Raw genomic sequence first — 13,998 nt, forward strand, 5'->3', positions numbered from 1 at the left:
TCCTGGTAGTGCGGCATTCTTGGGGGCGTTTGCTCTGGATTACGACGAGCAGCTGACTTCAAGGCCGGAGGCCCAGTCGGGCGGCAGCTTTGCATATGGCTCGGCTTCGGGCTGTTCGTCAAATGGCTTCGACAATACGGCCAGCAGGCGGTCCACTTCGGAGAAATCCTTGTCGCGCGCGGCGCGGATTGCCGTCTCGGCCAAATGGTTGCGCAGGACGTACTTCGGATTCGTGGCCAGCATGGCGGTCGTGCGTGCCGCATCGTCCGACTGCTCGCTCTGGAGCCTGGCGCGGTACTCAGCTGCCCACGCATCCCAGGCCGCGCGATCGAGGAACAGGTCGCGTACCGGTGCGTCGTGCGAGTTATCCAGCGAGGAAACGCGCGAAAGATTGCGCCAGAACAATGTGTAGTCCACGCGATTCTCGTGAAGCACGCGGAACAGATTGGTCATCAGCGTCTCATCTTGCTCCTGTTCGGCGCGCAGGCCGAGCTTGGCGCGATAGTGACGGAAGAATGCCTCGGCGTAGCGGTCACGGAACGGGTCGAGCGCCTCACGCGCGGCTTCCACCGCGGCTGCCTTCTCGACCTCGGGGTCTGCCGCGTTGGCGTCGCGCCAGAGCGGCAGCAGCGCCTGTGCCAGGCAGTGCAGGTTCCAGAAGGCGATCTGTGGCTGCTGGCTGTAAGCGTAGCGGCCCTGCTGGTCGGAGTGGTTACAGATGTGATTGGCGTCGAATGCGTCGAGGAATCCAAATGGGCCGTAGTCGATCGTCAGGCCCAGGATCGACATGTTGTCGGTGTTCATCACCCCGTGGCAGAAGCCCACTGCTTGCCAGTGGGCGACCATGTCGGCCGTTAGCAGGGACACTTCGCGCAGCAGGGCCTGGTACGGATTCGCGGCGTCCCGGCAGGCTGGGTAGAAGTTGTCGATGACGAAATCGGCCAGTTGACGGAGCGACGCATGGTCTTCACGCGCGGCAAAGTGCTCGAAATGCCCGAAACGGATAAAGCTTGGCGCCAGCCGCGTGACCACGGCAGAGGTCTCGATGGTTTCGCGACGTACCGGCGCGTCGGAGCCGATGATCGACAACGCCCGAGTGGTCGGCACGCCCAGCGCGTACATGGCCTCGGAGCACAGGTATTCGCGAATCGAGGACCGCAGGACCGCGCGGCCGTCTGCCATACGAGAGTAGGGGGTAAGTCCACCCCCCTTCAGTTGGATCTCCCACGGGCCGCCTGGCGTTTGCGCTTCGGCCAGCCGGATCGCGCGGCCATCGCCGAGCTGCCCGGCCCAGACGCCAAACTGGTGTCCGGAGTAAACGGTGGCCAGCGGGTCCGCCCAGTCCGGTACCGCGTTGCCGACGAAGCTGTCGATGAAGGCCGGGTCCTTGACCGCATCCTGCAGGTTCGTCTCGTTCCAGCCCAGCAGCGCCGCAGCGGCTGGCGCGACACTGACAAGGTAAGGCGAAGGCAGTGGCGTCGGGCTGAGTCGCGTGAAGAAGCGCTCGCCGAGCGCGGCAATGCCGGGGCGCGTGCCAAAAGGTACGTTGAAGGAGGTCGGGGGCAAGACGTCAGTGGGTTCGTTGGGCATCAGGGGCAGCCAAAAATGGCAGGGCTCCGCATCGATCAGACCGCTCAATGATGGCGCTGCCGAATGCCCAGTATGAGTGCACATGCATCAAGTGCATGGTGCTAGGGGAAAACGACATATTGAGACACATCTGGCCTCGCAGTATTGTACTTGCACCGGTTTCCCCCTGTAGCCCAAGGGTCTCCGCTGTATCGCAGACCACGCAAATAGCGATGCAAATAGCGGACATCAATCCTATGCATGACAGGGGCCGGAGCGCTGCCATCGAGCGCGGCGCTCGCGCGATCCATCACACATAAGTGTCACCGGTTTCTGTTTTCGCGGAGTATGGGAGCAATCGGCCAAAAATTAGCACGATTGTTCGTTTTTCAGACTGATCATTCAAGACTGGAGACAGTTTCATGGCTTTGATGGGACAAATGATGAGCGCACCGTTGCTCATTTCCTCCATCATCCGGCACGCTGCGCGCTACTACGGCAGCACCGAAATCGTCTCGCGACGAACCGAAGGCGACCTGCATCGCTATACCTACCGCGATTGCGAACTGCGCGCGCGCAAGCTGGCACAGGCGCTTGGCGCGCTGGGCGTGCAGCAGGGCGAACGCGTTGGCACGCTGGCCTGGAACGGCTATCGCCACCTCGAGATTTACTACGGCGTGTCCGGCATGGGCGCCGTCTGTCATACGATCAACCCGCGCCTGTTCCCAGAACAGATCGCTTACATCGTCAATCATGCCGACGACAAATACGTGTTCTTTGACAGCACGTTCCTGCCGCTGGTAGAGGGCGTGGCACCGCATTGCCCGAACGTGAAGGGCTGGGTGATGATGTCCGACCGCGCCCACATGCCGGCCGAGTCGAAGGTCGACCTGATCTGCTACGAAGACCTGATCGACGCCCAGGACGGCAACTACGAGTGGCCGCAGTTCGACGAAAACCAGGCGTCCAGCCTTTGCTACACGTCCGGTACCACGGGCAACCCGAAGGGCGCGCTGTATTCGCATCGCTCGACGGTGTTGCACTCGTACGCCTCGGCACTGCCCGACGCGCTCGGATGCTCCGCGCGCGACGTGATTCTGCCGGTGGTGCCGATGTTCCACGTCAATGCCTGGGGCCTGCCGTACTCGGTGCCGCTGGTCGGCGCAAAGCTGGTGCTGCCCGGGCCGAAGCTTGACGGTGCTTCGCTGTTCGAGTTGTTCGAGCAGGAGGGCGTGACTTTCTCCGCCGGCGTGCCGACGGTCTGGCTGGGCCTGCTGCAATACGTCCAGGCCAACAAGCTGAAGTTCTCGACGTTCCGCCGCACCGTGATTGGCGGATCGGCGGCGCCGCCCGCAATGATCCGCGCGCTCGAAGCGCTGGACGTGGAAGTCATCCACGCATGGGGCATGACCGAGATGTCGCCGCTGGGCACGTCCTGCAAGCTGCTGGCGCGCCATTTGGACCTGCCTGAGGAGGCGCGTCACAAGATCGTGGAGAAGCAGGGCCGCGTGATCTATGGCGTCGACATGAAGATCGTCGACGGTGACGGCAAGGAACTGCCGTGGGACGGCAAGGCCTTCGGCGACCTCTACGTGCGCGGCCCGTGGGTCATCGACCATTACTTCCGCAACGACAACAGCCCGCTCGTGGATGGCTGGTTCCCCACCGGGGACGTGGCCACGATCGACGAAGAGGGCTACATGCAGATCACGGACCGCAGCAAGGACGTGATCAAGTCCGGCGGCGAATGGATCTCGTCGATCGATGTCGAGAACGTCGCTGCCGCGCATCCGGCCGTGCACATGGCCGCCTGCATCTCCGCGTATCACCCGAAATGGGACGAGCGACCGCTGCTAGTGGTGGTCAAGCGCCCGAACATGGAGATCACGCGCGAGGAACTGCTCGGGTTCTTCGAGGGCAAGGTCGCCAAATGGTGGATTCCCGACGATGTGCTGTTCGTCAACGAGATTCCGCTCACGGCTACCGGCAAGATGCAGAAGCTCAAGTTGCGGGAGCAACTCAAGGACTACAAGCTGCCCACCGCCTGAGGCCGATCGAGGTCGACCGCAGCGGGATATTCATCTGATCAGGTAGCAGCAGGCATTTGCGCGGGCTCAGGGAAAGGAGTCCGCGCGCCGGTGACCGGCCACGCGAGGAGGGTGTGGCCGGCCACTCATCGCCAATGACAACAAGTGAAGGAGACAGGTATGACCAAGTTGCGTCCGCTGGTAACCGGGGTGGCGGCAGTTGTGGCACTGGGTTCCGCGCTGGTATCGGGAGTGGCTGCAGCCGATACGGTGAAGATCGCGTTTATCGATCCGCTTTCGGGTTTGATGGCCCCCGTGGGCCAGAACCAGCTCAAGAGCTGGCAGTACGTGGCCGACGTGGCTAACCAGAAGAACTGGGCGGGCGCGCACAAGTTTGAGGTGGTGGGGTTTGACAACAAGCTGTCGCCGCAGGAAAGCCTGACCATCCTCAAGCAGGCTGTGGACCAGAACATCCGCTATATCGTCCAGGGCAACGGCTCCGCCGTGGGGCTGGCGCTGGAAGACGCGGTGGCCAAGCACAACGAGCGCAATCCGGGCAAGGAAATCGTCTACCTGAACTACGCCGCGGTGGACCCGGACATGACCAACAGCAAGTGCAATTACTGGCATTTCCGGCTCGACGCGAACTCCGACATGAAGATGGAGGCGCTGACGACGTACCTGGCCAAGGACCCGAACGTCAAGAAGGTCTACCTGATCAACCAGAACTACTCGTTTGGCCACCAAGTGGCGCGCGCGGCAAAGGAATACCTGAAGCGCAAGCGTCCTGACATCCAGATCGTCGGCGAGGATCTGCACCCGCTTGCGCAGGTCAAGGACTTCGCGCCGTATGCGGCCAAGATCAAAGCGTCGGGCGCCGATACTGTGATCACCGGCAACTGGGGTAGCGACCTTGCGCTGCTGATCAAGGCGGGCAAGGATGCCGGCCTGCCGGTCAACTACTACACGTACTACGCGGCCACCACCGGGGTGCCGACGGCGATGGGCGCCTCCGGCGCCGAGCACGTCAAGTACGTCGGCTACTACAACCCGAACAATCCCACCTTCAAGGGTGGCGACATCGTCGAAGGCTTCAAGAAGAAGTACAACGACGACTTCTATGTGATGGCGGCCTACTCTGGCGTTGCCTTCCTTGCCAAGGCCATGAAGGACACTGGTTCCACGGACCCGGTCAAGGTGGCCAAGGCGATGGAGGGGATGAAGGTCGAGAGCATGAACGGGACGGTGGAAATGCGTAACACCGACCATCAGGCCCAGCAACCGCTGGTGGTGGCCACCTGGACCAAGGTCAACGGCAAGGACATCAAGTTTGACCAGGAAAACACCGGCTATGGCTGGAAGACCAACGCGCAGCTCGACCAGTTCGTGGCCGCGCAGCCGACTTCCTGCCAGATGAAACGGCCGAACTAAGTCGGGAAGACAAAGAAAAGGAAGGGCAGATCAGGGTTCCCGTTCGCGCGGGAACCCTGGACAATGCGGATTTTGTCGGGCCATGCTCCGGTGCCGAGGAGTTGCCGTGGAATTTTTTGTCATCTCGCTGTTGAATGGTGTCAGCTACGGGCTGTTGCTGTTCATGCTGTCATCGGGGCTGACGCTGATCTTCAGCATGATGGGTGTGCTGAACTTTGCGCATGCCAGTTTCTACATGCTGGGCGCGTACTTCGCCTACACCATTGCCACCAAGGTGGGCTTCTGGCCCGCGCTGATTTTTGCGCCGTTGCTGGTGGCTGGCGCTGGGGCACTGGTGGAGCGCTTCGGCCTGCGTACCGTCCATAAGTTCGGTCACGTCGCCGAACTATTGTTCACCTTCGGGCTGGCCTATCTGATCGAGGAAGGCGTCAAGCTCGTCTGGGGCCTGGCCGCTGTGCCGTACCGGATTCCCGAGGTGCTGGATGGCCCGCTCTTCACCGTCTTCACTTCGTCGTTCCCGAAGTACCGAGCGTTCATGATGCTTGTGTCATTGGGGATGCTGGTGGCGATCTACCTGGTGCTCACACGTACCCGCATCGGCCTGGTGATCCAGGCGGCGTTGACCCATCCCGAGATGGTCGAGGCCCTTGGCCACAACGTGCCGCGCGTCTTTATGATGGTCTTCGGCGGCGGTGCCGCACTGGCCGGTCTGGCTGGGGTCATCGGCGGCAATGCGTTCGTGACCGAGCCGTCGATGGCGGCCGCGGTCGGGTCGATCGTGTTTGTCGTGGCCGTGGTTGGCGGCATGGGGTCACTCGTGGGGGCTTTCATCGCTTCGCTCCTGATCGGGGTGCTGCAGACCTTCGCCGTGACGATCGACGCCTCGATGGCCGGGCTGCTCGGCAGCCTTGGCATGACAGTCACCGATGCCACGCCGCTCAGTTCGCTCTGGAAACTCACGGTCGCCCAGGTGGCGCCGGTGCTGCCTTACGTGCTGATGGTGGTGATGCTGATCTTCCGCCCGCGCGGGCTGATGGGTACCCGGGAGAGCTGAGCGATGGAGTCGACGACGATGCAACAATCTTCCGATCCGGTGGTCACGGGGCGGACCATGCGCTACCGCCCGATGAACCTGTTGCGCTGGCTGATTTGGAGCGTGACCGTGGTGCTGATGCTGGTGATGCCACTGATCTTCAGCGGTGGCTTCGCGGTGACGCTGCTGTCGCAGATGGGCATCATGATCATCTTCGCGCTTTCGTACAACATGCTGCTTGGGCAGACGGGCATGTTGTCGTTCGGGCACGCCGTGTATTCCGGGCTTGGCGCGTTTATCGCGGTGCACGTGCTGAACATGATCGGCGCGGGCAAGGTCTGGCTGCCGGTGTCGATGCTGCCGCTGGTGGGTGGGCTGGCCGGCGCGTTCTTCGGCGTGATCTTCGGCTACGTGACCACGAAGAAGTCGGGTACCACATTCGCCATGATCACGATGGGGATTGGCGAGATGGTCTTTGCCAGTTCGCTGATGTTCCCGGACTTCTTCGGTGGCGAGGGCGGTATCTCGACCAACCGGGTGGTCGGCGAGCCGTTCCTCGGCATCACATATGGCCACGGCCGTCAGGTGTATTACCTGATCGCCGCATGGTGCCTGCTGTCGATGGTGGCGATGTATGCGTGGACCCATACGCCGCTGGGCCGTATCGCCAACGCCGTGCGCGATAACCCCGAGCGCGTGGAGTTCATCGGCTACAACACGCAGCGGGTGCGCTATTTGGTGCTGATCCTGTCGGCGTTCTTCGCCGGCATCGCAGGCGCGCTGTCAGCGATCAACTTCGAGATTGTCTCGGCGGAGAACGTCAGCGCCGTGCGCTCGGGCGGCGTGTTGCTTGCGGCGTTCATCGGCGGGGCGGGAGTGTTCTTCGGCCCGGTGATTGGCGCCATCGTGTTCACGCTGTTCGCCGTCGCACTGTCCGATCTGACCAAGGCATGGCTGCTCTACCTGGGCCTGTTCTTCGTGATGATGGTGATGTTCGTGCCGGGCGGCATCGCCAGCCTGCTAATGATGCAGATGCCGCTGGTCGCAAAGAAACAGTTCGGCCGGATGCTGCCGTACTACGGGCGGGCTGCAGTGGCCGGTGCGGTGCTGCTGGCAGCGCTGATCCTGACGGTCGAGATGGTGTACAAGGTGCAGGTCGATAGCGCCAATGGCACGGAAATGTCGCTGGTGGGCATCGGCTTCGATGCAGGCACGTTCGCGCCATGGATTGTTGCTGCGGCGCTGTGGGCAATGGGGTATGCGGCGTGGCGCTGGGCGGCGGGGCAGGTTCGCGCACAGCTCGATGCGATCCAGACGCAAACCGGAGGACACGCATGACGACGCCCGCACTTGAACTTTCCGACGTCCGCAAGCGATTCGGCCAGACCGAGATTATCCGGGGCGTCACGCTTTCCATTGGCAAAGGTGAGCGCCATGCGCTGATCGGGCCAAACGGGGCGGGCAAGTCCACCACGTTCAACCTGATCTCCGGCCGTTTCGCGCCGACCTCGGGCAGCGTGAAGCTGAACGGGCAGAGCATTGCCGGACTGCGGCCGTTCGAAATCAACCGGATGGGGCTCTCGCGCAGCTTCCAGATCACGAACATCTTTCATCGGCTGTCCGTGTTCGAGAACCTGCGTTGCGCGGTGCTCTGGTCGCTCGGCTATAAGTACTCGTTCTGGCATCGCCTGTCCGAATTGCGCGACGCGCGTGAGCGTGCCGAGGAAGTGCTCGAACTGATCGGCATGGAGCATCGGCGCAATACGCAGGCCGGCTTGTTGACGTATGCGGAGCAGCGCGCGCTGGAAATCGGCATCACGATCGCCGGCGGAGCCGAGGTCATCCTGCTTGATGAGCCCACGGCTGGTATGAGCCGTTCCGAGTCTGACCATGCCGTGGAACTGATCCGGAAGGTCACCGTCGGCAAGACGCTGGTGATGGTGGAGCACGACATGAGCGTCGTGTTTGGCCTGGCGGACAGGATCTCCGTGCTGGTCTACGGCGAGGTCATCGCCACCGATACACCCGAGGCGATTCGGAACAATCGCAAGGTCAAGGAGGCCTATCTGGGTACCACGCTGGATGAACCGGCCACCGAGGGAGCGCACGGATGAGCACGCGGATGCTGGATGTCACCGGGCTGCACGCCTACTACGGCAAGAGCCATATCCTCCACGGCGTGGATGCGCATGTGGACCAGGGCGAAATCGTCGCATTGCTCGGCCGCAATGGTGTGGGGCGGTCGACCATGGCCAAGGCAATACTTGGCATGGTGAAGGCGGAGGGCTCGGTCAAGTTCCGGGGTGAGGAAATGCTCGGGCGCCGCACGTTCGAGATCGCGCATGCGGGGATCGGCTACGTGCCGGAGAATCGCGACATCTTCCCGACGCTGACCGTGCGGCAGAATCTGACCCTCGGCGAGAAGCGTAATCCCCGACAGGCCAAGCCACGCTGGTCTGTCGCGGATATGTATCAGATGTTCCCAAGGCTCAAGGAGCGAGAGAATACGCCGGCCGGCGTGCTGTCTGGCGGCGAGCAGCAGATGCTGACGCTGTGCCGCACGCTGATGGGCGACCCGGACCTGGTCCTGATCGACGAACCGACCGAGGGCCTCGCGCCAATGATCGTCACGCTGGTGGGAGATTTCCTGAAGACGCTCAAGGAGCGCGGTATCTCGGTGCTGCTGATCGAGCAAAAGCTGGCGATCGCGCTCGACATTTCACAGCGCGTCTATGTGATGGGCCACGGCCATATCGTCTTCGAGGGGACCCCCGTTGAACTGAAGGCGAATGCGCAGATACGGAAGGAGTGGCTGGAGGTGTAGGTGCTGGGCCGGGATTCAGATCCCAAGCCAGATACATATCGGCGGCGCGCCTCGATGGCCGGCCCGGCTGTTGTTCAATCCACTGCTGTAGGTTCAAAGCGCCTTTCTCACCCGGGTGAGAAAGGCGCTTTGCCATGCGCGTCAGACTGCGCTGGGGTTCACATCCCCCTGAGTTGATCTGACGCCGCGCGATTGACCCCGCGCAATCGCAATCCACCCCACCATCATTTTGAGACTCCGGCACTTGGCCCTCGTTGCCACGATGCCTAGGATTGCCCGTGTCGTCGACGCGCGTCGGCGCACTGGTCGCGTGCCTGGCACGCCATTCTCACACTTCAAGGTTCATATGAACGGGGTCATCGAGCTATTCGGCTGGTTTGTGTTCAACGTCGCGCTGCCGTTGGGCGCACCGTTAGCACTGCTGCCTTTGGCTCGCGTCCCGAGCTTCTTTCGTGCGCATTGCCGGGGCATCGTCTGGCACGCCATCAAAGGGGGTCAATTGCTTTGGGCCGTGATCCCGATGAGCGCGAGCGCCTGCCACCTTCTGGCCACCGCGCTCGAGGTGCCCGGTGTGCCGAATGCTCTTCGGCAGTACATCTGGTTTGTCATGGCGATCCACGTGGTGGTGATCGTTGCGGCATCCGTGCTTGTGCTGTTTGCCACCATGGATGCGCATCAGCGTGACGTTCTCGCGCATTCGCAAGCACAAAGGATCCCACGTTCCTGGATCTGGCTCACCTGCATGAGCGGGGGTGTCCATTTTGTGGGCTATGTGGCCCTAATCAGGCCGCACTTGCCCTCGTAGTTTCCAACTCGACAGGAGTACCTATGATTAGATTTCTCAGCAGGATGCATGAAGACAAGGTGTTCTTCACGAAGGTCATGGATCGCTTTCTCACCGTTCTGACGCTGGTATCCATAGGAACCATGGGTGGGGCGATGTATGAGCTGCTGAAGCGAAGCCAGTGAGTGATCTTGATCCTCTGGCAATAGCGCCCGCAATGCGGGCGCTAGCGCTTTCGGTGCCGTGACGCCAGCAAGCGTCGGCGATCACTCCTTCTTTACCAGTTCAAACGGCATGTCTTCGTAGTCGATCATGCGCGAGCCGCGTACGATGCGGTAGCCGAGCCAGAGCGCCAGGAAGACTGGCACACCGATGTAGGTCGAGACGATTTCTTGCCAACGGCCAGGGATGTCAGTGAATGCCTGATAGTTCTGGCCGCCCACGATGACGAGACACAGGACGCCAGCGAAGATTGGGCCGAATGGATAGAGCGGAGAGCGGTAGGCGAGATCGCTGACCTTGTAGCCCTGATACAGCAGACCCTTGCGGAAACGATAGTGGCTGACGGCGATACCGAGCCACGCGAAGAATCCGGTCATTGCCGAGGTGTTGAGCAGCCACAGGTACACGGCCTTGTCGCCGAACAGTGAACTGAAGAAGCACAGCGCGCCGATGCCCGTGGTCACCAGCAGCGCGTTGAATGGCACGCCGTTCGGGGTGAGCTTGGCTAGAGCCCTTGGGGCGCGCTGGCTGACCGCCAAGCCATAGAGAATCCGAGTCGAAACATACATGCTCGATGTCCCCGCCGAGAGCAGCGCGGTCAGCACCACGGCGTTCATCAGCGCCGCGGCGAAAGCCAGCCCGGCGTGCTGGAATACCAGTGCAAACGGGCTGACGCCAACGTCGGTCACGTCATTGCGAAGCAGGTTCGGGTCGGTATACGGAATGAGCACGCCAATGATCAGGATGGCAACGACATAGAACAGCAGGATGCGCCAGAACGTCTGTCGGATCGCGCGCGGAATCGTGCGTCCGGGGTCCGCGGCTTCACCAGCCGCCACGCCGACCGTCTCGGTTCCCTGAAATGAAAAGCCGGCGATCATCGCCACCGCGAACAGCCCGGGGAGGCCACCGACGAATGGGGCTTCGCCGGTCGTGAAGTTGTGCCAGCCCGATTGTGGCCCACCCTTGAGGATGCCGAGGATCATCAGCACGCCCACGCACAGGAAAACGACGACGGTTACAACCTTGATCATGGCGAACCAGTACTCGGCCTCGCCGAAGCCCTTCACCGAGAACGCATTGAGCGCGAACATCAGTGACAGAAAGCCTGCGCTCCAGTAGATGCCCGGTACCTCCGGGAACCAGTACTGCATGACCAACTGGGCTGCCGTCAGTTCGACGGCAATTGTCACAGCGAGGCTGAACCAGTAGTTCCAGCCAAGTGCGAAGCCAAAGCCCTCGTCGACGTAGAGGGCGCTGTAAGTCACGAATGACCCTGCCACGGGCATGTGCACCGCGAGCTCGCCAAGGCTGGTCATCAGGCAGTACACCATCAGGCCGATCAGGCAGTAGGCCAGCAGGGCACCGCCGGGGCCGGACTGTGCGATGGATGCGCCCGAGGCGACAAACAGTCCGGTGCCGATGGCGCCACCCAGGGCGATCATCGTCAGGTGGCGCGCCTTGAGCTTGCGGTGCAGGTCGTCGTGCTCGACGACCGGGTGTTGATGGGGATGTGGATGGGACATCAGGGTCGCTGGATCGTCGGAGGGGCGTGGTTGGACTAGGTCTTGTGGACCGGCCGGATCACCCCGGAAAAACGAAAGGCGCGAGTCTACCGTGCCTTTTTCGATGGATTCGAGGCGTGTATCAAATAAAGTAGTGCAGGGTGTCGAATTCGTCTCGGAAGTGGCGTGGCAGGCATAGGGGAGAGATGTCTCTACGGGTTCCCCCTGAGGGATTTGGGCCGCGCGCAGGATCACCATGAACGCCGGACAAAGCCGGCATGAAGGCCGCGCATAACGCGGTTTGCGCGGTCGAAAAATGAAATTGAACGACCGTGCTATTTTGTGTATGCTTGATCCGCTTTCGAGCCGGATGGCTTGTGTGGCAAGGGATTGCGGGGCATAACACCATCAACCCGCGGTCCTGGCGGTACCCCTTCATTCGAGAATTCGAATCCCGAGACAAAATCCAGACACCAAAGGAACGCGTATGACAGCGCAGTATCAGGTTCAGGACGGCGTAGCCGTCATCACACTCGACAATCCCCCCGTCAACGGCCTCGGTCACAGCACCCGCCTTGGCATCGTCGAAGGCTTGACCCGTGCGCTGGATGACGCGGCCGTCAAGGCAGTGGTCATTACCGGCGCCGGCAAGGCTTTCTCGGGCGGCGCCGACATCCGCGAATTCAACACGCCCAAGGCCACGCAGGAGCCGACGCTGCACTCGGTGATCCGCGCCCTGGAAGCCTCGACCAAGCCGATCGTGGCGGCAATTCACTCGGTCGCCATGGGTGGCGGCCTGGAACTGGCACTGGGCTGTAACTATCGCGTGGCCGCCAAGGGCGCCCAGATCGCGCTGCCGGAAGTCAAGCTCGGCCTGCTGCCGGGCGCTGGTGGCACGCAACGCCTGCCGCGCCTGATCGGCCTGGAGCACGCGCTGAACATGATCGTGTCCGGCACCGCGATTCCGTCGGAGAAGTTCGCCGGTTCGAAGCTGTTCGACGAGATCGTCGATGGCGACGTGCTGCCTGCCGCCGTCAAGTTCGCCCAGAGCGTGGCTGCCGCGCCGGGACCGTACCCGAAGGTGCGCGACCTGAAGGTGCGCCACGAGAACGCCGAAGGCTTCCTGGCCTTCGCCCGCAATACCGTGGCTGCCGTGGCCAAGAATTTCCCGGCCCCGCTGAAGTGTGTGGATGCCGTGGCGGCTTCGCTGAAGCCGTTCGAGGCTGGCCTGAAGGACGAGCGTGATGGCTTCATGTACCTCGTCGGCACGCCGGAATCGCGCGCGCTGCGTCACGCCTTCTTTGGCGAGCGCGCTGCCAGCAAGATCCCCGATGTGCCCGAAGGCACCCCGGTGCGCAAGATCGAACGCGTTGCAGTGATCGGCGCCGGCACGATGGGTGGCGGCATCACGATGAACTTCCTGAACGCCGGCATCCCCGTGACGATGCTGGAAATGAAGCAGGAAGCGCTGGAGCGCGGCGTGGCCACGATCCGCCGCAACTACGAGAACAGCGCCAAGAAGGGCAAGCTGACGCAAGAGAAGGTCGAGCAGCGCATGGGCCTGCTGACCACCACGATGTCCTATGACGACATCAAGAACGCAGACCTCGTGATCGAGGCCGTGTTCGAAGAAATGGGCGTCAAGGAAACCGTCTTCAAGAAGCTGGACGAAGTGATGAAGGACGGCGCGATCCTGGCCTCCAATACCTCCACGCTGGACGTCAACAAGATTGCCTCGTTCACCCGTCGTCCGCAGGACGTGGTTGGCATGCACTTCTTCAGCCCGGCCAACGTGATGAAGCTGCTGGAAGTGGTGCGCGGCGAGAAGACCGGCAAGGACGTGCTGGCCACCGTCATGCAGATCGGCAAGAAGATCAAGAAGACGGCCGTGGTATCGGGCGTCTGCGACGGCTTCATCGGCAACCGCATGATCGAGCAGTACAGCCGCCAGGCCGGCTACCTGCTGGACGAAGGCGCGCTGCCCGAGCAGGTGGACAAGGCCATCGAGAAGTTCGGTTTCGCCATGGGCCCGTTCCGCATGGGCGATCTGGCTGGCAACGACATCGGCTGGGCGATCCGCAAGCGCCGCGCCGTGGACAAGCCGGACATCCAGTACTCGAAGACCGCCGACAAGCTCTGCGAGATGGGCCGCTTCGGTCAGAAGACCGGCGCAGGCTGGTACGACTACAAGGCTGGTGATCGCAAGCCGTACCCGAACAAGCAGGTCAACGACATGATCGTCGAGCACTCGAAGGAGCTCGGCATCACGCGCCGCAAGATCTCGGATGAGGAAATCGTCGAACGTCTGGTGTTTGCACTGGTGAACGAAGGCGCCAAGATCCTGGAGGAAGGCATTGCCTCGAAGGCGTCGGACATCGACATGGTCTACCTGACCGGCTACGGCTTCCCGCTGTTCCGTGGTGGCCCGATGCTGTACGCGGACCAGGTCGGCCTGTACAACGTGGCCCAGTCCATGAAGCGCTATGCCAAGGGTTACCACGGCGAAGCGTGGGTGGTGGCACCGCTGCTGCAGAAGCTGGCAGACGAGGGCAAGGGCTTCAACGGCTGATCGCGACCGCGTGAACGCAAAGGGATAACGCGAA

Annotated in this window: 11 protein-coding genes; 9 read left to right on the plus strand and 2 right to left on the minus strand. The window is 62.1% G+C overall.

Annotated features, from left to right (window positions below; all coding sequences use genetic code 11):
• Positions 1–39: 39 nt before the first annotated feature.
• A complete protein-coding gene (locus RN01_RS24035) occupies positions 40–1,590 on the minus strand; it encodes a YdiU family protein (protein ID WP_029700208.1) in 1,551 nt (516 codons plus the stop codon).
• A gap of 401 nt (positions 1,591–1,991) precedes the next feature.
• On the opposite strand from RN01_RS24035, the gene RN01_RS24040 reads away from it, so the two are divergent.
• The 8 genes from RN01_RS24040 to RN01_RS34385 all read left to right on the plus strand — a co-directional run bounded on the left by RN01_RS24040 (position 1,992) and on the right by RN01_RS34385 (position 9,853).
• Positions 1,992–3,617, plus strand: coding sequence for a 3-(methylthio)propionyl-CoA ligase (locus RN01_RS24040; RefSeq protein WP_024569846.1), 1,626 nt, complete (start codon positions 1,992–1,994; stop codon positions 3,615–3,617).
• 159 nt (positions 3,618–3,776) lie between these two features.
• Positions 3,777–5,027 carry a branched-chain amino acid ABC transporter substrate-binding protein gene (locus RN01_RS24045; RefSeq protein WP_011516589.1) on the plus strand — a complete coding sequence of 417 codons (1,251 nt, stop codon included), beginning with the start codon at positions 3,777–3,779 and terminating at the stop codon, positions 5,025–5,027.
• 106 nt (positions 5,028–5,133) lie between these two features.
• Positions 5,134–6,081, plus strand: coding sequence for a branched-chain amino acid ABC transporter permease (locus RN01_RS24050; protein ID WP_017514775.1), 948 nt, complete (start codon positions 5,134–5,136; stop codon positions 6,079–6,081).
• Between the two features lie 3 nt (positions 6,082–6,084).
• A complete protein-coding gene (locus tag RN01_RS24055) occupies positions 6,085–7,398 on the plus strand; it encodes a branched-chain amino acid ABC transporter permease (RefSeq protein WP_024569845.1) in 1,314 nt (437 codons plus the stop codon).
• Positions 7,395–8,174 carry an ABC transporter ATP-binding protein gene (locus RN01_RS24060; protein ID WP_017515580.1) on the plus strand — a complete coding sequence of 260 codons (780 nt, stop codon included), beginning with the start codon at positions 7,395–7,397 and terminating at the stop codon, positions 8,172–8,174. Before RN01_RS24055 ends, RN01_RS24060 begins: the two co-directional genes overlap by 4 nt.
• Entirely contained in the window at positions 8,171–8,884 is a 714-nt protein-coding gene (locus tag RN01_RS24065; protein ID WP_017515579.1) for an ABC transporter ATP-binding protein, read from the plus strand. Before RN01_RS24060 ends, RN01_RS24065 begins: the two co-directional genes overlap by 4 nt.
• Before the next feature lie 346 nt (positions 8,885–9,230).
• The gene (locus tag RN01_RS24070; RefSeq protein ID WP_024569844.1) at positions 9,231–9,689 is read left to right on the plus strand and encodes a hypothetical protein; all 459 of its coding nucleotides are present in this window, start codon (positions 9,231–9,233) and stop codon (positions 9,687–9,689) included.
• Positions 9,690–9,712: 23 nt separating this feature from the next.
• Positions 9,713–9,853, plus strand: coding sequence for a hypothetical protein (locus tag RN01_RS34385; protein ID WP_017513996.1), 141 nt, complete (start codon positions 9,713–9,715; stop codon positions 9,851–9,853).
• An 81-nt stretch (positions 9,854–9,934) separates the two neighbouring features.
• Here the strand turns inward: RN01_RS34385 and RN01_RS24075 are convergent, their stop codons facing one another.
• Positions 9,935–11,416: an amino acid permease gene (locus RN01_RS24075; RefSeq protein WP_024569843.1), complete on the minus strand. Its 1,482-nt coding sequence runs from the start codon at positions 11,414–11,416 to the stop codon at positions 9,935–9,937.
• A 466-nt stretch (positions 11,417–11,882) separates the two neighbouring features.
• Here RN01_RS24075 and RN01_RS24080 point away from each other — a divergent pair, with 466 nt between their 5' ends.
• Complete coding sequence (locus RN01_RS24080) at positions 11,883–13,964, plus strand: 3-hydroxyacyl-CoA dehydrogenase NAD-binding domain-containing protein (RefSeq protein ID WP_008650235.1); 2,082 nt, start codon at positions 11,883–11,885, stop codon at positions 13,962–13,964.
• Positions 13,965–13,998 lie beyond the last annotated feature (34 nt).

It is taken from the genome of Cupriavidus sp. SHE, assembly GCF_000812445.1.
GTDB lineage: Bacteria > Pseudomonadota > Gammaproteobacteria > Burkholderiales > Burkholderiaceae > Cupriavidus > Cupriavidus metallidurans.